The sequence below is a fragment of the Archangium sp. genome, from assembly GCF_036388035.1.
GTDB lineage: Bacteria > Myxococcota > Myxococcia > Myxococcales > Myxococcaceae > Archangium.
Genome location: NZ_DASVSO010000567.1, coordinates 1 through 22,947, shown reverse-complemented (window position 1 = coordinate 22,947; position 22,947 = coordinate 1). Strand labels below are relative to the sequence as shown.

Annotated in this window: 15 protein-coding genes and 3 pseudogenes; 8 read left to right on the top strand and 10 right to left on the bottom strand. The window is 69.0% G+C overall.

The features are described 5' to 3' along the window. On the top strand, positions 1 to 546 hold a 546-nt coding region (locus VF697_RS22915), incomplete at its 5' end, for a TIGR04222 domain-containing membrane protein (protein ID WP_331098387.1). A gap of 88 nt (positions 547 to 634) precedes the next feature. On the opposite strand, the gene VF697_RS22910 is transcribed toward VF697_RS22915, so the two are convergent. Continuing rightward, positions 635 to 4,417, bottom strand: a complete 3,783-nt coding sequence (locus VF697_RS22910; RefSeq protein ID WP_331098386.1) for a P-loop NTPase fold protein — start codon at positions 4,415 to 4,417, stop codon at positions 635 to 637. A 70-nt stretch (positions 4,418 to 4,487) separates the two neighbouring features. Here VF697_RS22910 and VF697_RS22905 point away from each other — a divergent pair. Then, a pseudogene (locus VF697_RS22905) lies at positions 4,488 to 4,751 on the top strand (HD domain-containing protein); the annotation flags it as partial. 30 nt (positions 4,752 to 4,781) lie between these two features. On the opposite strand, the gene VF697_RS22900 reads toward VF697_RS22905, so the two are convergent. After that, positions 4,782 to 6,659, bottom strand: a complete 1,878-nt coding sequence (locus VF697_RS22900) for a family 43 glycosylhydrolase (protein WP_331098384.1) — start codon at positions 6,657 to 6,659, stop codon at positions 4,782 to 4,784. A 319-nt stretch (positions 6,660 to 6,978) separates the two neighbouring features. Here VF697_RS22900 and VF697_RS22895 point away from each other — a divergent pair, with 319 nt between their 5' ends. Beyond that, the gene (locus tag VF697_RS22895; protein ID WP_331098383.1) at positions 6,979 to 7,164 is read left to right on the top strand and encodes a class I lanthipeptide; all 186 of its coding nucleotides are present in this window, start codon (positions 6,979 to 6,981) and stop codon (positions 7,162 to 7,164) included. A gap of 3 nt (positions 7,165 to 7,167) precedes the next feature. Here the strand turns inward: VF697_RS22895 and VF697_RS22890 are convergent, their stop codons facing one another. After that, the gene (locus VF697_RS22890; protein WP_331098381.1) at positions 7,168 to 8,463 is read right to left on the bottom strand and encodes a lanthionine synthetase C family protein; all 1,296 of its coding nucleotides are present in this window, start codon (positions 8,461 to 8,463) and stop codon (positions 7,168 to 7,170) included. A gap of 194 nt (positions 8,464 to 8,657) precedes the next feature. On the opposite strand from VF697_RS22890, the gene VF697_RS22885 reads away from it, so the two are divergent. The 4 genes and pseudogenes from VF697_RS22885 (at position 8,658) to VF697_RS22870 (ending at position 12,744) form a co-directional block, all read left to right on the top strand. Beyond that, positions 8,658 to 9,200, top strand: coding sequence for a hypothetical protein (locus tag VF697_RS22885; RefSeq protein WP_331098379.1), 543 nt, complete (start codon positions 8,658 to 8,660; stop codon positions 9,198 to 9,200). After that, positions 9,098 to 10,033: an ELWxxDGT repeat protein gene (locus VF697_RS22880; RefSeq protein WP_331098376.1), complete on the top strand. Its 936-nt coding sequence runs from the start codon at positions 9,098 to 9,100 to the stop codon at positions 10,031 to 10,033. Before VF697_RS22885 ends, VF697_RS22880 begins: the two co-directional genes overlap by 103 nt. A 724-nt stretch (positions 10,034 to 10,757) precedes the next feature. Then, a pseudogene (locus tag VF697_RS22875) lies at positions 10,758 to 11,045 on the top strand (RCC1 domain-containing protein); the annotation flags it as partial. A 184-nt stretch (positions 11,046 to 11,229) separates the two neighbouring features. Next, complete coding sequence (locus tag VF697_RS22870; protein WP_331098371.1) at positions 11,230 to 12,744, top strand: sialidase family protein; 1,515 nt, start codon at positions 11,230 to 11,232, stop codon at positions 12,742 to 12,744. A 508-nt stretch (positions 12,745 to 13,252) separates the two neighbouring features. Here the strand turns inward: VF697_RS22870 and VF697_RS22865 are convergent. Next, positions 13,253 to 16,519, bottom strand: a complete 3,267-nt coding sequence (locus VF697_RS22865; RefSeq protein ID WP_331098369.1) for a hypothetical protein — start codon at positions 16,517 to 16,519, stop codon at positions 13,253 to 13,255. A 248-nt stretch (positions 16,520 to 16,767) separates the two neighbouring features. On the opposite strand from VF697_RS22865, the gene VF697_RS22860 reads away from it, so the two are divergent. Then, on the top strand, positions 16,768 to 17,196 hold the full coding sequence (locus tag VF697_RS22860) for a hypothetical protein (protein WP_331098368.1): 429 nt from the start codon (positions 16,768 to 16,770) through the stop codon (positions 17,194 to 17,196). A 57-nt stretch (positions 17,197 to 17,253) separates the two neighbouring features. Here VF697_RS22860 and VF697_RS22855 read toward each other — a convergent pair whose 3' ends face one another. From VF697_RS22855 to VF697_RS22830, 6 genes and pseudogenes are all read right to left on the bottom strand, one after another. Then, positions 17,254 to 17,883 (bottom strand): hypothetical protein, encoded by a 630-nt coding sequence (locus tag VF697_RS22855; RefSeq protein WP_331098366.1) that lies wholly within the window; start codon positions 17,881 to 17,883, stop codon positions 17,254 to 17,256. After that, positions 17,880 to 18,743, bottom strand: a complete 864-nt coding sequence (locus tag VF697_RS22850) for a ribonuclease HII (RefSeq protein WP_331098364.1) — start codon at positions 18,741 to 18,743, stop codon at positions 17,880 to 17,882. The genes VF697_RS22855 and VF697_RS22850 overlap by 4 nt, the downstream gene beginning before the upstream one ends. A gap of 70 nt (positions 18,744 to 18,813) precedes the next feature. Then, positions 18,814 to 19,197 carry a carboxypeptidase-like regulatory domain-containing protein gene (locus VF697_RS22845; protein WP_331098362.1) on the bottom strand — a complete coding sequence of 128 codons (384 nt, stop codon included), beginning with the start codon at positions 19,195 to 19,197 and terminating at the stop codon, positions 18,814 to 18,816. A 44-nt stretch (positions 19,198 to 19,241) separates the two neighbouring features. After that, positions 19,242 to 20,699 (bottom strand): hypothetical protein, encoded by a 1,458-nt coding sequence (locus VF697_RS22840; RefSeq protein ID WP_331098360.1) that lies wholly within the window; start codon positions 20,697 to 20,699, stop codon positions 19,242 to 19,244. 22 nt (positions 20,700 to 20,721) lie between these two features. Next, a complete protein-coding gene (locus VF697_RS22835) occupies positions 20,722 to 22,482 on the bottom strand; it encodes a M61 family metallopeptidase (protein ID WP_331098358.1) in 1,761 nt (586 codons plus the stop codon). Between the two features lie 34 nt (positions 22,483 to 22,516). Then, a pseudogene (locus VF697_RS22830) lies at positions 22,517 to 22,947 on the bottom strand (SAM-dependent methyltransferase); the annotation flags it as partial.

The window sequence follows — 22,947 nt, the reverse complement described above, 5'->3', positions numbered from 1 at the left end:
GGCGCCGGGCCCCTGGCCTCCAATGCCCACCCCCTCGAGAAGGCTTTTCACGCCGCGGTGCTCCAAGGGGTGACGGGCCGCAAAGGGCTGCTGCGGGCCGCGGAGCCGGAGCTCGCGCGGATGGAGGACGCATTGCACCAGCGCGGCCTGCTGATGGCCTCCAATCCGCTCCAGCGAATGGACACCCTGGGCCACCTCCCCCTGCTCGCGGTGGCGGGCCTGGGAGCCGTGAAGATGGGGAAGGAGCTGTCGCGGGGCAGGCCATGGGGCTTCCTCCCGCTGTTCCTGGGGCTGACCGTCGTCTTGGTGATGCATTGGGGGAACAGCCATTTCCGGCGCAGCCGGAGAGGAGACGCGGTCCTCGAAACCCTTCGCGCGCAGCACGTGGCCCTGCCTGTCCCGGTGGAGCCGCAGGGCGCCCCAAGCTCCCCGCGCCCCGGGAACCTCGTCTTGACCGTGCTCTTCCTCGGGGCCCCCGCGCTCCCCCAGGACAAGGAGCTGCAGGGCTACCTGGCCAGGGAATACACACGGCCTGGAGACGCGTGAGGCCGCCGGGCGGAGGGCCCGTGGAAGGCGGACGGCCGGTAAGAGCGTATCCAAAGAGAACTCAGAGAGTTCTTTGACACCCGCAGAGCTACCGCATCTTCACCGAGCCCGAGAGCCGCTGGAAGGCGTGCAGGTGCTCGACGAGGGGAGGCCCCTCGTCGAACTTCTGGGCATGCTTCCGCCAAGCCTTGAGCACCTCGGCGGGAATCGGCCGCGCCCCGAAGGTCGACTGATTGTCTTGGAGCGCGCAGTAGAAGCCTGGATCTCCAAGCGCCTCGGGGGCGACGTCGTGCAGGGCCGCCAGCGCCACCAGCAGGTGCTCCTTTCCTCCCACTCCGGCGGGGAGCTGGGGTGGAGGCGCCGGCAGGGCGCGCAGCCAGTCGACGAAGGACGGAATCAACCCCTTCGTGGGACCCGGGCCGCTTCCCTTCCCGTGGAGCACCGCGGCCACGGCGCGCTGACACATGGCGTAGAAGCGCACCCGGTTCAGGAAGCGCTTGATGGAGCGCGGCGTCTGGTGGTTGAGCATGATGACGGGCCGCCAGATGTCCAGCGCGTCGATGAAGGGCTGGGAGTCGCGCACGCTCACGTCCTTGGGGAAGAGGGCATGCCCCCGTGCGAACCAGAGCGAGAGCACGAGACCCGCCCACAGCAGCGCCGGCCAGGGACTCGCGGCCGGGGCCTCCCCCTGCTCGAGGCTCCAGTCGCGCGGAGCGGGGGCGGTCTGCTCGGCGGGTGCCGGGCCCTCCGCAACCTTCGTCTCCTGGGCGGTGGGAGCTCCCGGTGACACGGGGGCGGACACCTGGACCCGGGCCTGCTCGCGGGCCTTCGGAACGGGGATGCGCATGCCCCAGCCGAGCGTGGCCGCCAGGGCGAGCGCGAGCCCTCCGAACACAATCACCCTCACGCGCTGGAACGTGCGCCGTTGCGTGTCGTCGGACAGGAGTGCGTCCTGTGCCTGCTCCTTCGCGAGCCGGGCCGCGCGCTCCTCGGTGAGCTGGGGAACGGGCAACTCGACGTTGATGAGCTTCTCCAGGTACTGCCGCGCGTAGGCGATCCGCCGCGCATGGCGGACCTGCTCCTCGGTGAGGACAGGCTGTCCCTCCAGGACGGGCGTGGCGAGCGGAGACAGGCTGTCCGCGGCCTCTCCGAGCTGCTGTCCCACGTACTCCTCGACCACCCGGCGGGAGATGGCCATCACCACGAAGCACTTGCCGGAGGAGACCAGGAAGTTGATGGCCTCGAGCATCTTCACCACGTTCTCTGGAGCGCACCGGTCGAGGTCGTCGATGAGGAGCACCATCCGCCGGGGCCCGAGCGCCTCGGTCACGTCCTGGAAGTCCTCGGCGAAGCGGGCCTGGAAGCCCACGCGCTCGCGGTAGTCCGCCAGCCGGACGCTGCCCTCGACGGAGGCGAGCAGCCGCGCGGGGTCCACGCCGAAGGACGTGAGGTTCTTGAGCAGGGTGCGTGCCAACATGCCCAGACTCGCGAGGCTGCCGAGCAGCGTGGGCCACGTCATGTCGTCCACGGGGGGCGACTCGGGCGCAGACGGAGCCACCGCTGTCTTGGCGCCGGGCAACTTGTCCGGCAGGGCCGAGACGAACCCCGTCACGAAGTCGATCTGCTCGGGGTTGCGCAGGAAGAAGGCGGTGGCCCAGGTGAGGACGAGCAGCAGCGCGCTCAGCAGGAAGACGATGCGACCACTGCGGCGCAGCAGCAGCCGGAGCCGGAACTCGAGCGCGTCCAGGTTGGGAAGCTTCGGCACGCACTGCGAGATGATGCTGGAGTACAGGGCCGCCAGCAGGTTGTCCTCCTGCTGGTTGTGCCAGGCGTTGAACCAGACGGGCCGGAAGCCGCGCTCGCACAGGTCCATGCGCAGCAGGTTGAGCACCGAGCTCTTCCCGGTGCCCCACTCGCCCGTGATGGCCACGGTGAGCGGGGGCTGGGTCCGCTCGTTGCGGATGAAGTTGGACAGCCCCTGCGCCAGCGCCCCGAGCCCCAGCACGTCCTGCCTCGGGTGCTCGATGGGGCTGTCGGTGATGAGCAGGTCCGCCACCGTCTTCACCGGCTCGGGCTTTTTCGCCCGCCTCAGCCCCATCCAGCCCACCATCGCCACCACCCCCCAGGACAGGAAGTACCAGCGGGGCAGCGAGCGCTCGTTGTGGACGGGCACCCACGTCCTGCCCCCATCACGGGAGCGCAGCAGGGTGTTCTCGTCTCCGAAGAGCCAGATGCGCTTTCCATCCGGCGTCATCTGGAGGGAGCGGAGCACGGCCTTCGTGCCGATCTCCACCGGCGTCCAGCTCTTCCCACCATCCTCCGTGGAGAGCAGGTTGCCTTCTTTGCCGATGGCCCACCCATGCTCCCCGGCGAGCCGGACATCCTCGCGGGACGCCCCCTCCCTCAAGCTCCGCGCGGCCTCGAGTATGGGGCGCATTCCCACCGAGAGCGTCTCGTCGGTGGTCTGCCTCTCCCACGCGGTCCTCCCATCCGGGGAGTGCCAGACCGAGTAGGCGCTGGTCAGTGCGTACAGGCCCTCCTGCCCGTCTCGTGATTTCGGGCCGAGCCAGCGAATCTCCGTGTCCAGTCGCTGGGAGGCCCACGTCTCTCCCCCATCCCGCGAGTGCAGGAGCGCACCCGTCGAGGTGCCAGCCAACAGCTCCTTGCCTCCCGCCAGCAGCAGCGAGGCCGTGAGGGCCCGCGAGCGCACCACCTGTGGGTACAGGGTACGGCCCCCATCCTCCGTGCGCCAGAGTCCTTCCCCGCTCTGAATCCACCCCGTCTTCCCGTCCTGCTGCATCCAGAGCTGAAGCAGGTCACCCACGCGAGGATGGTGGAAGCTCTCCCAGGTCGCGCCCCCATCTTCGGTCCGGGCAAGCCAGCCGTCCTTGCCGATGACCCACCCCCGCTTCCCGTCCTCGAGGAACTGGATGCCGGTGAGGTACGCGGAGATCCTCGCGAAGGAGAGGGGCTCCAGGTGCTCGTCCTCCATTCGGAAGGCCTTCGCGCCCTTCACCCACCACGAGCGATTCCCCTGGAACTGCCGGGATGCGAACGCCTTGGGAGGAACGACGCCCACTATCTCAGCGGCCCGGCTGACGTCTTCCTGGGACGCGCGCCGAAGATTCTCGGGAAAGAGGGTCGGCTCAGGGACGGTGAGGCTCAGCTCATGACCAGAGGTGGTGAGCTTGTCTCCCGTCCAGGCCACGCGCAGTGCCCCGCCCGTCGTGGAGATCCACACCTGGGAGCCATCCCGCGACACACTCAGCCGGTGGGTCGTTCCGGCGGGAATCAGCCCGGGCAGGACCAGGACCTCCTCGTACCACTGCGCGTCCTGGGGCTTGCGATACCAGACGGACAGGTCCGTCAGCATCCAGAGCGACCCATCACCTCCCAGGGCCAGATCGCGAATCTGCCCCGTCGGCCACCTCGGGGAGTTGGGGGAGACCGGGTTCCAGATCGCCCCCCCATCGAATGTCTCCTGGAGCCTACCGCTCCGAGAGACAGCGTAGCCGTGCCGCTCGCTGGCGAACGCGAGCGCCGCGGGGACTTCCCCACCGGACAGCCGGCTCGAGCGCCACGTCCACCCTCCATCGTCGGACCAGGTGATGACCCCGTTGTCCAGCGTGAGCACGACCTTCCGGCCCACCACCACCGAGTTCTCGAACTTCGAGTCCAGCCCGGCCCCCTTGCCGTGGGCCACGCGCAACCATGCGTTGGATTCGCGTGGGTAGAGCCACGCCATCCAGCCCTCGGGGGTGCTCTCGGGATCCGCCCACGGCTCCTGGATGAAGGCCCCCCCAGTGAACACCAGCGCCAGCAGGGCCGCCACGAGCAGATAGCCCCAGCGGAGGTGCTTCCACGCCGCCATCCCTCGTGCTCCGGCGTGAGCCCCGCCCCCCCCGTGCTTCGCCATCGCTGGAGCCTTGTTGCCTGCGGTCATGCGTTCTCCCCGAGTCTGGAGGAAATCACTTCCGCCGCTGGAGCGACAGCCGCCCCCCCGCCGCTATCGTGGCCCCCATGGAGACATCACGCCCCATGACGCGGTGAGCAAGGAGGAGAAGCTCCAGCGCGAGCAGGAGGCCGTGGAGCGCATCCTCGCCAAGCTGCCGAAGGGCGCCGAGTACCTCGCCCTCTGGCGGGAGTCCGAGCACGGCACCTCGTTCGAGGCCCGGCTGGTGCGGCAGGTGGACAGGCTGGAGATGGGCCCGCGGGCTACCAGCCATGACGGCGGGTCAGTCCTTCAGCTCGTAGACGCGGACATAGTCGAAGTTGGCGACGAAGCCGGGGCCGGACTGGGACACCAGTCCAATACGTGCCCCCGTTCCCAGGTTGTGCGTCCACGTTCCCGCGCGGCTCCAGTAGTTGCCATCCCGGCTGGAGTACGCGGTGAAGTGCTCCTCCTGTCCCACGATGCGCCTGGCGATCCGCAGCCACAGGGTCTCATCGGCGGGGCCACCCGAGGTCTCGCCGTAGCGCGGGTAGCCCGCGGGCACGCCGGGGCCCACCTCCTTGGCGAAGGCGACCTGGCGCGTGTCCCAGTACGAGAGCTGGACGAGCTTCACGTAGTTGTCCTCGTTGCTGTGGAGGACGAGGCCCGCTTGGACGTAGTTCTGGCAGCAACCCGTCGCGGGCAGGTTCATCGTGAGCTTCGTCTCGACCATGTAATTGCCGGTGGGGGCCTGCTGCCAGAGGATGGCGGAGGTGGCGGTGTCCACGTGGATGTCGGCATCCTGGGTGTTGAAGCGGAAGGAGCCATTCTCCAGCCCGAACCCGGCGGAAGGCGGCGGGCGCACCCAGCTCCACTGCGCGCCGAGCGCCGGGTCGTTGAACTCGTCCGAGGCCGAGGGGATGGGCGCCCCCGGCGCGTCCTGCTTCGCCAGCACCACCGTGTAGCGGCTCTTGGTGTTCTCCAGCTCGGCCGCCGGCGCGGGCTGCTCGGTGTCCGAGGCGCCCTGGCCGCCGCGCGTCACCGGCCACCCATCCACCCAGTCCAGCGCATCCATCAACACCGGGCGCTTGGAGATCGGAGCAGTGCCAGGCGCCGGGGCCATGTAGGGGTTCGCCCTGTCCATGGCGTGGTAGAGGATCCAGTCCTGGCCGCCCAGGTCCGTGAGGAGCGTGTTGTGGCCCGGGCCCACCCAGCGGTTGCCATTCAGGCTGAGCACGGGCGTGCCACCCACACGGCTGGCGGTGAGGGGGATGCCCTCGCGATCCACGAAGGGCCCCAACGGATCCATGGAGCGCCCGGCGAACACGCTGTAGCCGCTGAGCGGTCCATTGCAGCAATTGGAGGCGGAGACGAACAGGTAGTAGTAGTCACCGTGCTTCATGAGGCTGGCGGCCTCGTAGCGGTTGGGAATGGTGATCTGCACCTGCGAGGCCTTATCGGAGGTCAGGCCGTCCTCCGAGAGCTTGCGCGCGGAGATGCCACCGAAGTAGCTCCCGTAATAGATGTACTTGCTCCCGTCGGCGGCGATGAGCACCTCGGGATCGAACGTCCACCGGGGCCCTTTGCCTTCACAGCAGGGCGCCTCGTGGGGCTCCACGGTGGCCTTGCCCGCCTGGGTCCAGGGGCCCGTCGGGCTGGTGCTGGTGGCCACGCCGATGGCGCTGCCTCCGGCCACCGTGTCCACCACCGTGTAATACAGATGGTACTGGTTGCCGAAGAAGGCGATCTCGGGTGCCCAGATACCCGAGCCCGGCCGGGCCCAGGACGGCGGCGCGGGGAGCGCGTCTCCGACGTAGCTCCAGCTCACCAGATCAGTGGATTTGAGCATGGGGAGCAGGTGCCGTCTGTATTGGCCCGTCCCCGGGTCCTTGTCCTGATCGTTGAGCGGATCGGACGTGCAGTACATGTACCAGGCCGTATCCCCCGGCTGCTGGCCACGGATGACCGCGGGATCGGCGCATGTCTCGACACTGCCGCCACCGGGGATTGAGACCTGCAACGGGTTGGTGAAGCTCTTCGTGACGAGCCCGTCAGGAGGCGGCGGGGGAGGGGGCGGAGGAGGGGGAGGGGGAGGAGGAAGCTCTTCCGGCGGGTTCTCCGGCGGGTTCTCCGGAGGCTTTTCCTTGTCCGCACAAGCCGTGGCACTCAGCACCGCGAGCACCAGGATCAGCGCTCCACTTCGGCTCCAGCCTCGAGATGAGGACGGCCTTCCGCGCATGTTCAATTCCCCTTCCGGGTCGATGTAACTGTTGGCGATTCCTGAGTTGCCCCTTCAGGCACCCCGCAGGAGAGCGGTCTTCTTCATCCAGGCGGAGTCAAGGTGTCAAGAGCACCACCCACGATTGCCTGTCCACGACTGAAACGTTCCACGAGGCGTTTCAACGCTCTCCACCAGGGATATAACGAAGGCCGCTTGCTGCCTCGCAGCAGGTCCATGCGCCGTTGCGGTCTCCCGTCACCGCTCACCCAGGAGTGCCTCCATGCAGTCCGATTCCAAGCCCAAGAAGCAGTCCAAGCTCACGAAGCCCCTGCAGCTGAACAAGGAGACCCTCCGCCAGCTCAAGGATGAGCACCTGGAGGGGGTCGTGGGCGGCAACGCCGCCACCAGGCCCTGCGGGACGATGTACAGCTGCTTCACCTACGAGATCAACTGCACCTATCCCTGACTTTCAGGCACGTTGACGTGCCCACGCCCTCGGGTCCACGCAGTCCGCCAGGAGCATGCGATCCCAGCGGGGGCGGCTGGCGGTAGCCCCCGCCACGAGCGCCAGCGCCACACCCGCGGCTCCTCCCAGGACACCTGGGAGCGCGCTCCACCGCGGCTCCTGGGCTGGGAGCGCCTCGAAGGCGCGATAGCCGCCCACGCCCTCTCCAGGCACCGCCATGTCCAGCGCACGCGTCAGCCACGTCACCGCCGCCTCGCGGAGCCAGGGCTCGCCGGTCGCCTGATAGAGCCGGTTGAACACATGGCCCAATCCGGACGCGCCATGGCACAGGCCCGCGTCAATCACGCCCGTGTGCTCCAGTGGGCGCACCGCCGCCAGCCGCGCTCCCTCGAGCGCCAGGGCCTCCCACTCGGGCCTGCCCAGCGCTCGGCCCGCGGACAGCAGCGCCAGGGCCGTGCCCGGCTCGCCATAGCACCACGCGCAGCGCGTCGACCTGCGCGGCTCATGCTCCGCGCTCACCCAGCTGAAGAGCCCACGCTCGCCGGAGGGCAGCCGCTGGGCCACCAGCCACTCCGTGGCACCTTCGAGCAGCTCCTGGACGCGTGCGCGCGCTCCCACTCCTCGCGCGTGCGCCAGGGCCAGCAGCGCCATGACGCCGGGCACTCCGTGGGCCATGCCCAGGTTGTAGTAGCCCTTGGGAAACGCTTCGCGCTGGGGGAGCGTCAGCAGCTCCGGTGGCGTCCACCAGGTCAGCCCACCGTCGCGCCGCTCCATCGTCTCCGTCAGCTGCGCGAGGATCTGCTCGAAGCAGCGGAGCGCCACCGGGCGAGGCGCCCGCTCGAGCACGTACACGCCGATGCCCACCAGCCCACGGATCAGGTCATAGTCCCGGCTGGGCGGCCGTCGGGACAGGAACGCCTCCAGCGCCGAGTCCACCTCGCCCAGCGGATCCTCGTCGGGCGCCCAGCCCTCCTCCGGTTCCTGGCGCGCCACCGCCCAGCTCACCCCGCTGAACCCCTCGTACAAGTCGGGGCCATAGGGGCGGGCCGCCACGTCCTCCATGGCTCGCGCGAGCACGTCCTCGGAGGAGGCTTCCCCAGGCAGCGCCTCGGGCCGGGTGCGTTCGAGCTCGGCCCACAGCAGAGCCGTGCCTGCCCAGCCATCCGCGAGCGTCGCCCCAGCTCCCCGCCGCGCATGAACTTCCGGCAGCGCCGCGGCGATCGCCTCCACCGTGCGCCAGGCTCGTTCCGCCAGCGCGCCCGCGAGTACCGGCTCCCACCTGTCCATCGTCCTCATCATCAGCCCCTTCGCACCGGTGGCTCGGCCCTGCCAGCGCGCACGCCGCGCATGAGGTGTAGGCCCCCATCCCTCCATTGTCCAAGCCGGTGCGCCGCGTCGCGCGCGGTTGACGAAGAACGACAACGGGCTGGACGAAAAATGTCAGTCCGGTGCCCGGCCGCGGCGGTGGCACACCCCGTCATGGGGCCGCGCCCGTGCCCCTCAAACCCGGACAGCTCCTCCATTCGCTCCCGTCCCTGTTGCTCTCGACCGCCCTCGGGTGTGCCAGTCCCACGTGGGCGCAGGGCACGTCCCAGGCCCTCGCCTCGAACGCCCAACGCCTCTCCGCGCCCGGCCTGCCTCCCGGGCTCACTCCGTCCCTGGTGAAGGACATCCACGCGCCCGAGCCCTCGCTCGATCAGGGCTCCTGGGTGGACTCACCCGGTGCCCCCGTCTCCGTCGGCTCGACGCTCTATTTCCTGGCCCGAGAGCCGAGCAAGGGGATCGAGCCCTGGCTGACGGATGGGACGCAGCAGGGCACGCGGCTCGTGGCGGAGATCGTTCCCGGACTCAATTCCTCGGGCATCACCGGACTGGCCGCCCTGGGCAACACCGTGTTCGTGAGCACGGCTCCCTCCGTCTTCAACGGCACCCTGTGCATGGGCGCGAGCTGTGGAAGAGCGATGGCACCGCCGAGGGCACCGTCCTCCTCGCGGACACCTACCCGCTCCTCGCCGACTCCGGGCCCAACAGCCTGACGCGCGTGGGACAGCTGCTGTTCTTGACCACTCCGAAGCAGGTGTGGAGGAGCGATGGGACCCAGGCCGGCACCTTCCCGGTCTTCAGCCCACCGGGTAACGGCGGTTGGGGTGCCGCGACGGGCAGCCTGGGCTCGGCCTTCTTCTTCGTCCACCACACCTCCGCCTCCGGCCTGGAGCTGTGGAGGAGCGATGGCACGCCCGAGGGTACCGGCCTCTTCAAGGACTTGAACCCTGGCCCTGGCGGCAGCATGGGCAGCGCCCCGATGGTCCAGGTGGGCAACTCCCTCTTCTTCAATGCCAGCGACGGCATCCACGGCCAGGAGCTGTGGAAGAGCGACGGTACCCCCGAGGGCACCCAGCGCGTCGCCGACATCGCCCCGGGCCTCGCCGCGGGCATTTCCCCCTCCTACAACACCACGGGAGCGCCCCTGCGGGTCATCGGCGACGCGGTCTACTTCGCGGCGGATGATGGGGTCCACGGGATGGAGCTGTGGAAGAGCGATGGCACCGCCGAGGGCACCACCCTTCTCCGTGAGCTCACGCCGGGTGCCGCGGGCAGCGCCTTGCAGAGCCTGTCGATCGTCCCGGCCGGACCGCACGGCACCTTCGCCTTCGCGGCCTCGAGCGCCGCGGGAGGCCTGGAGCTGTGGAGGTCGGATGGCACCACCGAGGGCACGTGGCCGCTGTATGCCACTGCTCCGGGTACGCCCGTCTCCTCTCCCTCCCTGCTCACCGTCTCCGGCTCGCGGCTCTTCTTCGTCGCCGACGATGGCGAGCACGGCCGGGAGCTGTGGAGCGTGAAGCAGGCGGCCTTCAACCAGCGGCCGTAGCGGGTGAACGGTGTACGGCCGGACTCGGGGTGGCGTCCCCGGGCTCGGCCGGGTGGGCCTCGGCGTGGGCACATTCAGGGTGTCAGACGACTCGTAGGGGACGACTGCACCCGAACACCGTCGACGTGAAGGTGAATCTCTCGGCCAACGCCGTGGAGGTCCTCCCGTAGAGGAGGCCCGTGCTCCGGGGGCGGGCAATCCCCCCGGAGCACTCGAGCGGAGTTGTAGCCAGTCTCCCTGTCGGTGCTCCCTGGGCGCGCGGTCTGGGCAGGTGTGTACACCCAAGGGGCCGCGCGGCCTCCGCACAGGTCGAGCGCACGACTCGGACGGCCCCCTCGGCGGCCCTCCTCGGCCCCTCCGCTCGCAGCGACCCGCTGCGAGGCTCCGAGTGGCGCCTCAACCGGCGGCGGCTCGAGGGCTTCCGGCCCCAGCAATCACCATGTCCTCACCCGGCACCTGCTCGGCGCTGGTATGAGTCCTTTGACACATTCTCTGGCCCCTTCAGGATGTCTCAATGATGCACTGGATGCCATTCACCTTCATTATTTTTCAGACAGGAGCATGTATGCAGAAGAGTCATCAGCGGAGAGCCTATCTGTTGGTGGGTTGCTGGCGCTTGTTGTTGCATGTGGCCCGGCTCCAGAGTCATCCGAGGGCACGGGGCAGGGGCAGGGAACTGTCACCGTGAAGCAGAACCCTCACCGCGGCGGATGTTACGGCCACGGCCGCTGGATTGCTCCACACGGTGGCGCTGAAGGGAGACGGTACCGTCTGGGCTTGGGGTTACAATTTCTACGGCCAACTCGGAGACGGTACCACCACCAACCGTCCCGCCCCGGTGCAGGTGCCGGGCCTCTCTGGAGTCACCGCCATCACGGCAGGCGGCTATCACACGGTTTCGCTGAAGGGAGACGGCACCGTCTGGGCCTGGGGCGACAACGCGCACGGCCAACTCGGAGACAGCGTCACCACCACCTACTCCACCACCCCGGGGCGGGTACTGGGTCTCTAAAATCCCAGCCAGCCACGAGCCCGGCGAAGCGGGAAGGAGGGGAGGGTCGAACGTGGAGGCCCCCCCTTCGGGTCCGTTCGAGGCGCTCCGCGGGAGGTCGGCCACTCGCTCCCCCGCTGGGACCGCTCAGCCGTGTACGCTCGCGACCGCAACGCGCGCCGCATGCATCAGGAGAGAGGCCGCGATGAAGGTTTCCGTTGTCCGCCGGTACGAGTCGAAGCTGGGCACGCCTGTACTACTTCGCAAACAGGCCCTGGCCGTCAAGAACGCGCCCTTGGAGGTAGTGCTGCTGCGCGCGCCAATCGCGTCTATCGTGCGGGCCCACGCTCTGGAGCACTCCACCATGAGAAGGCTGTCGTCCCCCTGGTATCCATCGCTGCTGGTCCTGCTCGCACTTCGAGCAACCTCCACGCTGGCCCATGCAGGTCTCCCGGAGACATCCAACGTCACCGTGCGCCGCGAGCACCCGGAGGATCTCATGGTGGGGGCCACCTTCGGTGCGGTGGTGTCTCGCGATGAAGGCCGGAGCTGGCGGTGGATCTGCCCCGAGGCCATGGCGCGCTTCGGCTGGCGCGCGGGCTCGTTCCTCTGGCGGTCCGAGGGACAGATGCTGGTGGCTACCGGCACCCTGCTGCTGCGCTCGAGCGACAGCGGCTGTTCGTGGCAGGCCCACCCCTTCTTCGGTGAAGCCGGGCTGTGGCCCTCGCATCTCACGTCGCACCCGGCCGAGCCCACGCGTCTGTGGGTGGTGACGGGCAGGCCCAACACCCCCAATGGTCTCTACCGCTCGGACGACGGTGGGGAGACCTTCACCACCACGGCCCTGCTGCGTACGGACGCCACGTTCAACGCCGTGGAGGTGGCTCCATCGGATACCCGGCGCCTCTACGTCTCCGGCCAGACACCCGATGGCCCGCGCGTCTTCCGCAGCAGCGATGCGGGCGAAACCTGGGAGGAGCTACCCCCGCTCACGCTGGAACTCATCCTGCCCTACGGCCTCCAGCTGATGCGAGTGGCCGAGAACGACGCGGACCATCTGTGGGCGCACATCTCCTCGCAGGGCAGCACGTACGTGCTGGAGAGCCGAGACGGGGGGCATACCTTCCAGTCCGTGCTCACGCTGGACGAGTCGCTCATCAACGCCGAGTCCTCCGCCGACGGGCGCACCCTCTGGGTGGCCACCATCACCCGGCTCCTCCGCTCGCGGGACGGAGCGCCTGCCACGCCCCTGGCGTTGCCCGAGGGCAACGCTTGCGTGCAGCGAGAGGGGGACGTCCTCTACGCGTGTGGCTCCACCTGGGTACACGACTGGGCCCTGGCGCGCAGCCGTGACGAGGGCGGCACGTGGGAGCCCCTCCTGTCGCTGCCGGACATCCAGGGCGTCCATGCGTGCCCCGCTGGCACCCCCACCCACGATGTCTGCGGGCCCCGCTGGCCGCAGCTCACTCAACTCCTCGGAATCGCGTTGGATGCCGGCACGCCCGCGCCTGTCCCGGATGCCGGCACATCCGAGCCCGCCCCGGATGCCGGCACGCCCGAGCCCGCCCCGGATGCCGGCACGCCCGGAGGCGTGAAGAAGCCTCTGCCGCCTTCCAAGCCCAGGGGCTGCTCGGCCACTGGCATGGGGGGGCTCGCCGCGGCCTGGGCTCTTGCCTTCGCGGTGCTCCGCCGCTCGCGGCGGCGCGGCCTGGACACCTGAGGGACATGGGAGCGGGAAGGGGAAGGTGTCTGCGCTTCGACCCCTGACGAACGCGAGCTGATGGACTGGGAACTCAATCCGGGCGGCGGTGTCTGAGCCGCCGAACACGGCAATTGCGAGGGCCAAACAGGCCGGCTCTACCCGCGGGCGGAGGGCGACTACGCTGGCGGAGAGGGCTGGGCCTCGCCGCCTCCGCCCGTTGTCGCGACGCTGCGCGGCCCCTGCGGCGGCGAGCGGGTGCGGTTCAGCGCGCCCGGTCTTCCGGAGCAGGACGCCACGCGCGTCGCGCTTTCCAGGCAGACAGTCACCTTCTCCCGTGGGGACACGTCGCTGCGTGGACGCCTCGTCGCACCGCCGGGGCGGGGGAGGGGGCCGGTGGTTGTCCGTGGACCTCCAGCTCGACCCGTACGCCTCCACTCCCTTCCACCTGCTGGTGCTCGGGGGAGGGCAGCGGAGTGCGCCGCGATAGCGAGTTCCTCGCGGCGCCTCCTCACCCGCGATGGCCCGACTACGAAGCCACGACGTGGGGCCGCTGAAGCTCGAAGTTGATGGCGCTGCGCCACCAGCCCGCGGCGGGGACGATGAACATCAACACCGCTCTGCCGCCGACCATGAGCGCCTCGAGCCGTGCGGCTGCCACCAACGCGAGCTCAGCGGCCTCGTTCCCCGGGTTCTGTGCGACCTTCGTGGCCGCCGCCTTTCGCAGCTCGAGCAGTTCCTCACGAGGCCATGACAGGCCTTGAGCGACCCCCAAGGCCATGTACTGAAGCCCCTTCGACGCCAGGAGCTCGGTGCGTCTCTCCGAGGACTCAGAGCCCTGCAAGGCCAGATCAAGACAGAGAAACGAGTAGAAGATGACCGCACAGAGAGATTCGAAGACGCCACACCAATACGCCGATCCAGGTACGTCGAAGGTGAGCAGCCGGATGAAGTCCTTGAGTCGATAGACGCCCTGCCAGCTGGCCAGGAAGATGTCGATCTTCGTTCTACCGGAGGGGAGGCCCACATGCTCCGCGCGCAGCACCATGGAGGCGATCGACAGGCAATACCCGACGGAGTCAACGACCAGCTTGGATGTCAAAAGGATTTTGGCGTCCCGAGCGACGCCACCGATTCGAAGGGCCTCGATGACGACGTAGCAGGCCGCCGACACGAATTGAGCAAAGCCCGTCGCGATGCCCAGGAGGAGCTGGGTGAGCGCATCCTCCGCTGATTCGGACACTTGCTGGGAGCCGCTCGTCGCGCCGCGGTGGGTGAGAGCGGCCCCGAGGTTGACGCCGGCACTGGCCGGGCGCACAGGCAGGTTCGTCTTCTTGGCGAGCTCGAGCACGGACTTCCCGGTGATCAGCCGGGTCGCGAGCGCGGTCGGAACGGCGAGGACGAAGCAGCAAAGCTCGAGGACCGTTCCCGCCCCGTTCGGATCAACGTACTTCCGATGGAGCTGGGAGATGAGCGGGACTTCCCACTTGCTGTGGAGCAGCGTGTCCAGCGCATCGGCGAACTTGTCGCCAAGCTTTCGCAGCAGGGCACCCAGCATCGTGACGAGACTTTGAACGACGTCGGTCGCGGCCTGGGTGAGCTGCTCGATGATCTGGCTGAATGACAGGGACTCGTAGTCTTGACCGAGGCGCGTGAAGGTCTCCACCAGGAGCGCCTTGAGCTGGGCGAAGTCGGCACGCAGCTCGTCCAGGATGGGACTCATCACCTCCACCGCCGCGGGCAGAGGCGCTGATTGGGCATGCTGGGCAAAGGCCTGGGGCGCCCAGTTGACGGCCGGCGAGCTGGCGATGGTGTCGTGGTGGTCACGCGGCGCTTGCCGAATCGGCTGCTGATACTGCGGGAGGAGGTCTCGCATGAGAGCCAGATCCCGCTTGGGGTCCGACTGGCCGATCAGGCTCTCGAGCTGATCGGGCAGGGTCTTCACCCGGTCTCGAATCGCCTGGACGATGTTGGCCGTTTTGTCCTTCAACACGTAATAGGTTGCCTGGGTGTCCTCCCAATCAAAGACCGTTCCGAGCCAATCAACGACCTTCTCCATGGTGAGCCCGAAGACCTTCTCGAGCACCAGGCCAATCACCTGAAGGATGTCCGAGACAAGGGTGGCGAAGAACTCGTAGACGGCGCCCGCGATCTCGTAGACCACCCTCATGACGCCATTGACGATCTCCGCGACGAAGGTCGTCAGCGCATCCCACACCTTGCTGAAGAAGCCGGTCACCGCGGGCCAGAAGCCCTCCTCTTCCCTGGCCAGCGACGCGGCGGCGGTGACACGCGTCGGTAGGCGCTTTTCCAGGCGTGTCAGATGCGCGCGCGCCGCGTCGCCCGAGGAGCAGTGCGCCTGACCCTGGTTGAAGTTGAAGCAGATGCACTCCCCATCCTTGAAGTGCGCGAAGTTCGGGGTCGCGGGCGAGTGGGCCATGGAGCGCGCTCGCGCATAGCCGCGTCCCCGCAGCGACGCGGTGGCTGTCGTGGGGGAGGGCCCGCCCATCTCCTGGTTCAGGTTGATGGTCGACTTGAGCAGATCCCGAACGGTCTTGGTGGCGTTGTCCGGAAGGAGGGTGAAGAGCCGCTTGCCCTGGCTGTCGCGCTGCTTCTTCCAGTCTTCATCGGTCTGGAGCGTCTCGAGCCTGGCGGCGACCTTGTCGCCGGGATGTATGTCCACGACCCTGTCCTGGGTCGCTGCCACGTCGTGCACCCGGACCCGGAAGATCGGCGCGCTGATGGTGCCAGCCTCGTGCGTCAAGGTGATGACGCCATGAGCGTCGGGCTCGAGCTCGAGCGAAGCCGCGGAAAGGTGGGGGACGTCGCGGGTGAGCCCGTTGATGTCCACCGTGATGGCGGGTGCGGCATTGAGCGAGACCTTCACCCCTGGAAGCGGCTGGTTGTTGTTGTCCCGGATCTGGACGCGTGTGACGTAGGAGTTGAATGATTTCAGCTCGCCATTCTCCAGCTTGTGATTGGGCATCAACGCGACGTCGGCGTGAATCACCACCGCGGCATTCGAGGGGCTCGGCCGGTTCTGCCAGCCCTGGTTGTTCCAATCAGGCGCCTTGTTCACCAGCCGGACGTCGTCTTCACCCAGGATGACCAGATACTTGGAGGCCGAATCTCCCTGGCTGTGCCCACCGGGAACCGGGCGGGGAGCGGAGGGGTAATGGGAGTGGCTCGTGTAGAAGATGTCGTAGCCTTTTCGGAACAGGCTGATCTGGAACTGGCCGGAGTGGGCCTCGACAAGGATTCGACGGTCCTTCCAGCTCGCGCTGTCGAGGCATTCGGGGATGTCGATGCCTTCGTCGTTCTTGCCGCGGATCTTCGTCAGTTCGCCCGACTCGAGGAAATTCACATCATCCGAAGAGGTCTCGAGGTTGCTCACTCTCAGCGCATAGGCCAGGCCATTGGCGACCCCGACCAGCCGCGGCTGCTGCATCGCGCGCATCTTCTGTTTCGACCAGGAGAGGGTCTGGTCTTCGTGGATGGTGAGCTGGATCGTGTCCGGCGCTTCGTGAGAGGGGGAGATCTCCTCACGAGGATGGTCTTTGTTCTTGTAGAGGAAGGGGCGATCGCTGCCATAAATCCGGAAGGATTCTTTCAAGCCCTCCCCCCAGATGCGGATGAATTTCTTGGCGTCTGGGGAGCCGGGGAGATCGATTCCCTCGTTGTATTGCCCCAGAACCCAGGTCTTTCCGGGAGGAAGAAGCCGGTTGTCCGCGTGTGTCTCATCGTTGGTGAGATGCAGGTCGAACGGGAGCAGGTTCCTGACCGCGACAAGTTTCATTGCTCAATCCCTCGTTGTGCTCTGGTATGCCGCGCGAGCTGGGCGACTCGATGGCATGCTTTTCATTCCCCCGAGAGAGCCCGGTGCGTTCGCCCCCCCTCCCGCGGTCAGCGAGTGTACCCGGAGAGGGCACGCCCCGTCAGAAGGCGACGCCTTGGCCACATCAGGCCTCCCGCTTTTCTGATGCTGATCCGCTCCACGAAGCGAGCCGGCCGCGTTAGCCTCGACAGGGCTCTCATGGGAGAAGAATGCGCCTGACAGAAGAGGAATGTCTCCGCCGGTTCGGCTTGAATCCCGCTCCCGAGCAGCTCGAGGAGGTTCGCGCTGTCCTGGACGCCGAGACGCAGCGGGAGCGTCAGGGGCAGGGCGGTGGAGACACGCAGGTCATGCGGCTGTGCTGCTTTCTGCTGTTCAGAGCCGGGCTGCTCGAGGACGTGCCGAGAATCTGGCGGGCGAAGACCTCCAGCATGGATGCGGACGCATCGATCGACCTCCAGCTCCTGTGTGGTGCGGGATTGGAGAGGACGAAAAGGTATTTACGGGAGCTCGGTTCCGACGAGGCGCAAGCCGCATCGAGGCGTCTCCTCACCAATGAGGTGTCCGGGGAGCTCGATGGCTTCTCCGTCGACGAGTACGCGGCGTCCCAGGAGGCGTACTACGACGGAGACGAGGGGTAGCCGTACCGCGGGTCATGCCGGGTCGCATCGCCCGAATTCCTTGACACCTTTTCGCGCTCAGCGGTCGAGATGGGTGATGCCCGCCTCGAGCAGCGCGGCCACGCCCCGCCGGGCCACGTGCACCACCTTGTGGCGGTGGGGCGTGCCCGGCTGCGTGTAGTGGCTGCTCACCTTGTGGTGCAGCTCCGTGGCGCCCCACACGAGCACCAGGTCTCCCCACTCCAGGTCGCTCTGCGCCTTGCCCGCCGTGCGCCGCTCGGTGCCGTCCACCATGCGCAGCTCGATGCGCCCGCCGAGCTTGTCCTCCAACTCCTCGCGCACCGCGGGCGAGCCGCCCACCACCACCACCCGGTTCACCCCGTGACGCTCGCACGCCTCCAGGAAGGCCACCTCCGCGCGCCGGTTGTTCGAGCCCCCGCAGTGCTCGCAATGGCTGCGCAGCTCCACCGGCAGCGGCTCCCTTCCGCTCGCCCGCGCCACCTGCTGGCACTCGGTGGCGGTGCACACCCGGAAGAAGCGCTCGGCCAACACCTGCTCGGCTCGGGGCAGCTTGGGCTCGCTGATGCGCACCTTGCGCGCGCTGGTGAGCCCCGCTTCCTCCAGCGCGTTGCGCGCCCGGGTCCGCGAGTCCGACGAGGTGATGCCCCTCTCGGCCAACCACCCGTCGATGTCCTTGTCCGCGCTCACGGCTGTTCGTTCCCCGTGAAGAGCTCACCCTGGACGGGCCCGGCTCCCTGGGCGGGCTCACACAGCCCGAGGCACTCGCGCACCGGCGCGAAGCTGCGGCGGTGGATGGGCAGCACGCCCTTGTCCCGGATGGCCTGCACGTGCGAGGCCGTTGGATAGCCCTTGTGCTCGGCGAGGCCGTAGCCCGGGTATTGCGCGTCCAGCTCCCGCATCCGCCTGTCCCGCGTCGTCTTCGCCAGCACCGAGGCCGCGGCGATGCTCAGCGAGAGCGCATCTCCCTTGATGATGCCGCGCTGGGGCAGCTCGCACTCGGGAATGGTGAAGGCGTCCAGCAGCACGTAGTCCGGCCGGATGCCCAGCGCCAGCAGTGCGCGGTGCATGGCCAGCAGGCTCGCCCGGCGGATGTTGAGCCGATCAATCTCCTCCGCCTCGGCGAGGCCCACCGCCCACGCCACCGCCCCGCGCTTGATGGACTCGGCCAGCTCCTCGCGGCGCTCCTCGTCGGCGATCTTCTTCGAGTCGTCCAGCCCCTCCAGCTTCCAGCCCTTGGGGAGGATGGCCGCCGCGGCGACCACCGGGCCGGCGAGCGGGCCCCTGCCTGCCTCGTCCACCCCGGCGATGTGGGTGTGACCCTGCTCCCACAGCTCCGTCTCGTAGCGCAGCAGGTGGCGCAGGCGCTGGCCCTCGGCGCGGTTCTTCCCCTTCCGGGCGCGGATGCGGCGGGCGAGCGCCTTCGCTCCCTGGCGAGGGTCCGCCTCCAGCGCCTCCAGGAGCCCCCCGGGCACGGAGCGCTCCTGCGTGACGAAGTGCTCGGTCAGCTCGGCGAGGGACTGCTGGAGGAGGTCTTCCACAATCGACATGGCGACCTCAACCTAGCGAGTCAGGCCCCGGCGGACAAACGCCGATTGGAGGCCCGGTCGCCGGAGGGGCCTACGGATTGAGCTGGAGCCGCACCGTGGAGGGCTCGGGGCTGCAGTGGCACTCGTCGCACGTCCAGGCCACCTCGGTGGGCGCGGTCACCTTGGAGCCGGCGGTGGCCGACACTCGCACCCTGCCCGCGCCAATGTCCTCGTTCACCGCGGTGGTGACTCCGCGCTCGTTGGTGATGCCGGTGATGGTGCGTCCTGAGTCCACATGGGTGGCGGTGACGGTGGCGTCCTCGACCACCTTGCCCTGCGCGTCCACCACCTCCACCCGCAGGGTGACGAGGTCCTCGAGGCAGGGGTTGCCCTGGCGGTTCACCCGCAGGCCCCCGTCACAGGAGGCGAGCGGCACGAGGCCGAGGAGCAGCAGCAACTGGCGAGCCCGGAGCATGCGGAGGGATTGCGCACGCTCCGGCTCGAAGGCAATGCCGGGTGTCAGCTGGTGGGCGGAAGACGGCTCTGGGCGAAGCGGGAAGCGTCCGTATCCGGGTACCGGTCGACGATGTACTGGTAGACGTCCTGGGCGCGCGCCGCGTCCTGCATGCGCTCGCCGAGGACGCGGGCCAGGAGGACGAGGGCGCGCGGGGCGAGCGGATCCTCCGGGGCCACGTCGGCGGCGGACTCCAGCGCGCGCACGGCCAGCTCGTAGTGGCCCTCCGTGGCCGACGCCTGCCCGACGAAGAGGTGCAGCGCCGGGGCGATGGCGGACGGGGGCACACCGTCCAGCAGCTGGTAGAGCGCGAGCGCCAGGGAGACGTCACGCTTCTCCACCGCCCGGGCGAGGGCCTGCACCTGCTCGGCGGGAGCGGGGGCCTCCTCGGTGGCGGCTCCCAGCGCCTCCGGTGTCGGGGGCAGGGCGCGCTCCGGGCGCAGCGAGGTGCTCGGCGTGGTGTCCGCCAGCACGGGCGTGAGGTAGTCGCTCGCGGGCCCGTACCCGAGCACGTCCCCGCGCGTGTAGAGGAGCAGCCCGAGCACGCGCGCCATGACGAGGGGCACGAAGAGCTCGAGTATCTCGGCGGGCCAGCGCGTCCCGATGCCGAGGTCCAGCGCGCGGATTTCGGAGGCGACGAGGCGGACGACGAGGAACACGAGCCCCAGGGTGAACAGGGCGCCCAGCGTCACCCCATAGTCCCGCCCGAGGCCCCGGATGGCGCGCAGGCCCCGCAGCGGGTTGACCATGTCCAGCAGGCTGGCGCCGGTCGCCGCCAGCACGAGCGCGATGGGCAGGTAGGCGAGACCGGCCAGCCCCACTCCCCAGGCGAGGGGGTCGTTCAGCAACCGCTCCCCCGGTATGGCGTGGAACCTGCCGGTCGCGAAGAACATGGGGTCTTCCGTCAGGCGATCCATGTACTGGAGCACGCTCCAGCCGCCGACGAACACGAGGTAGGCCAGCAGGGGGAACCACACCACGCTGGTGGCCAGCAGGCCCCGCAGGGCCGGGGCGATCCAGTCGGCGCCCACCTCGGCGTACTCCGGGATGGGGACGTCGTTCTCGCCTCGCCCGCTGGCGCGCACGATGGCCAGGAAGCAGCCCCAGAAGATGCCGGCGCTCAGCGTGGCGGGGATCCACCGGACCAGGATGAAGGCGGCTTGCGTCAGGTAGCCGAAGAGGGTCAGGACTGTCCCGAGCGCCACCACCAGCGCCAGTCCGTGCTGGGTGAAGGGATAGCGCCAGACGTTGCCCAGCCGCTCGGCCAGCGAGGCCTGCTCGGAGCGGTGGACGAGGAAGGGCTCCGCCCGGCCGCCACACGCGCGACAGGAGAGGAGGTCCACCGTCTGCATCCGCCGCGCCTCCACGCACTCCGGGCAGAGCGCGGCTCCACAGCCGTCACAGCCCCAGCCGGCGGTGGCGGAGGGGTGGCGTTGGCAACGGGCGAGAGGTGTCTGCGGCATGGGGCTCCTCTGGAGCCAGAGCCTACCCCGGCTCCTCCCAGGGCGCACCCAGCCACGCCTGGTACGCCGCTTTCTGGGCGTCGGTGGGCTTGTCCACGCGTGCGAGCCAGGCCGCGTCGGCGGGCTTCTGGCCGAGCGTCACCGGCACCTCCAGCAGCCGGTCGCGGCGGAACACGGTGAGGCGCACCGTGTCGCCGGGGGACTTGTCCTCGCAGCGCGACAGCAGCCCCGCGCCGTCCACCCGCCAGCCGTCGAGCGCCACCAGCTCGTCGTCCACGTACAGCCCGGCCTCCTGCGCGGGCGAGCCGTCCACCACCGTGGCGAGGGTGGCGCTGCCCTTGGTGGTGACGCCCAGCCAGCCCTTCGGCTTGACGTCGCCCTTGGTGCGCAGCGGGCTGCCACCCTTGTCCCCCAAGGAGTCGCGCGGGCGGAAGTGCACCTCCAGGCCCACGTGCGAGAAGACGGAGTAGTCCAGCTCCTCCGTGCTGCGCACCGCCCGGTCGAAGAAGGCGCTCAGGTCCTTGCCCGCCACCTCCGAGGCCGCCGCCTCCACGCCGTCCTCGGGCACGCCGGACTCGTCGCCGTAGCGCTGCCACAGCAGGCGCATCAGGTCGTCCAGGCCGCGCGCGTTGTCGGTGGCCCGGCGCAGCTCCAGGTCCAGCAGCGCGGCCACCACCTCGCCCTTGAGGTAGTAGGAGATGGCGCTGTTGGGTGAGTGTTCGTCCGGACGGTAGTGCTTCACCCAGCTCACCAGCGACGCCTCGGCGAGCGTCTGCACCTTGCGGCCCGGGGTGGCGTGGAGCGCCGAGAGCGTCTCGCCCAGGCGGGTGAGGTAGCGGCTGGCGCCCATCAGCCCCGCGCGCAGCACGAAGAGGTTGTCATAGTAGGACGTGCCCCCCTCGAAGGCCCACAGCAGCGAGGTGTAGTTCTCCTGGGCGTAGTCGAAGGGGACGAGTGCCCGGGGCTTCACCCGCTTGATGTTCCACAGGTGGAAGTACTCGTGGGAGGCCAGGGTGAGGAAGTCCTCCCAGCCCCGCGAGTTGTGCAGCCCCACGCGCGGGAAGAGGAGCGAGGTGGAGGCCTTGTGCTCCAGCCCGCCGCGCCCCTTGTCCGTGAGGTAGACGAGGAAGAGGTAGCGGGACATGGGCAGGCCGCCAAACATCCGCGCCTGTGCCTCGCAGATGCGCTGCAGGTCCGCGCACAGCCGGCCCGCGTCCGGCACCGTGTCCCCCCACACCACCACCTCGTGCGGCACGCCCGCGACGGTGAAGGAGAGGGGTGTGTGCGGCCCCACCTCGAAGGGGCTGTCCACCAGCTCGTCATAGTCCTTCGCGACGAAGGCCTCGCCCCGGCGCTCCAGCGCGGCGAAGGGCTTCCACCCCGAGGGGGCCTCCACGGTGACGTGGTGCTCCAGGCCGCGCGTGGCCTCGGTGTAGAGGAAGAGGGTGGCGCCGTTGAAGTAGCCGTGGCTGCCGTCCAGGTGGCTGGTGCGCACGGTGAGCTCGTTGGCGTAGACGCGGTAGCGCAGCGTCACCGGGCGGCCCTGGGCCTGGACGCGCCAGGTGCGCTTGTCCACGCGCCGCGGGGGCAGGGGCTCGCCCCCCGCCCAGGCGCTCACCTCCTGCACCTGACGCGCGAACTCGCGCACGAGGTAGCTGCCGGGCGTCCACACCGGCAGCAGGGCATCGAGCGTGTCCGGGCCCGCGGGGAAGGTGGCCTCCACCTCGAAGAGGTGCGAGTGCGGGCGGAGCATCGAGACGCGATAGTGGACCGCTTCCGGCATTCCGTGCCCTCCAGTGGGCGGGGGAACCTCAACCCTACTTCGCGCGCACGAGGATGGCTCCGAAGAATCCATCCGTGTTGTGCAGGTGCGGGGCGAGCCGCAGGAAGGGCCCCGGCCCCACCTTCGCCCCCAGCTCGGGCCCGAGCTCCTCGGCCACCGGCCGCACGGAGAAGTCCGGGTGCCTGGCGAGGAAGTCCTCCACCACCGCCTCGTTCTCCTCGCGCAGCACGCTGCACGTGCCGTAGATGAGCCGGCCGCCCGGCTTCACCAGCTGGGAGAAGCGCTCCAGCAGCCGCTTCTGCCGCGCCACGTGGTCGTCAATCATCTCGGGGGTGAGGCGGTAGCGCGCGTCCGGCTTGCGCCGGAAGGTGCCCGTGCCGCTGCACGGCGCGTCCACCAGCACCCGGTCCGCCTTGCCCTTGAGGGGCGCGAGCGCCGTGTCCACCTCGGGGCCGTCCACGGGGA

Bases quoted from the DNA above. Each gene is read 5' to 3' on its own strand.
- VF697_RS22910 (WP_331098386.1), bottom strand. From the start codon at position 4,417: ATGGCGGCGTGGAAGCACCTCCGCTGGGGCTATCTGCTCGTGGCGGCC.
- VF697_RS22895 (WP_331098383.1), top strand. From the start codon at position 6,979: ATGCAGTCCGATTCCAAGCCCAAGAAGCAGTCCAAGCTCACGAAGCCC.
- VF697_RS22890 (WP_331098381.1), bottom strand. From the start codon at position 8,463: ATGATGAGGACGATGGACAGGTGGGAGCCGGTACTCGCGGGCGCGCTG.
- VF697_RS22870 (WP_331098371.1), top strand. From the start codon at position 11,230: ATGAAGGTTTCCGTTGTCCGCCGGTACGAGTCGAAGCTGGGCACGCCT.
- VF697_RS22865 (WP_331098369.1), bottom strand. From the start codon at position 16,519: ATGAAACTTGTCGCGGTCAGGAACCTGCTCCCGTTCGACCTGCATCTC.
- VF697_RS22860 (WP_331098368.1), top strand. From the start codon at position 16,768: ATGCGCCTGACAGAAGAGGAATGTCTCCGCCGGTTCGGCTTGAATCCC.
- VF697_RS22850 (WP_331098364.1), bottom strand. From the start codon at position 18,743: ATGTCGATTGTGGAAGACCTCCTCCAGCAGTCCCTCGCCGAGCTGACC.
- VF697_RS22845 (WP_331098362.1), bottom strand. From the start codon at position 19,197: ATGCTCCGGGCTCGCCAGTTGCTGCTGCTCCTCGGCCTCGTGCCGCTC.
- VF697_RS22840 (WP_331098360.1), bottom strand. From the start codon at position 20,699: ATGCCGCAGACACCTCTCGCCCGTTGCCAACGCCACCCCTCCGCCACC.
- VF697_RS22835 (WP_331098358.1), bottom strand. From the start codon at position 22,482: ATGCCGGAAGCGGTCCACTATCGCGTCTCGATGCTCCGCCCGCACTCG.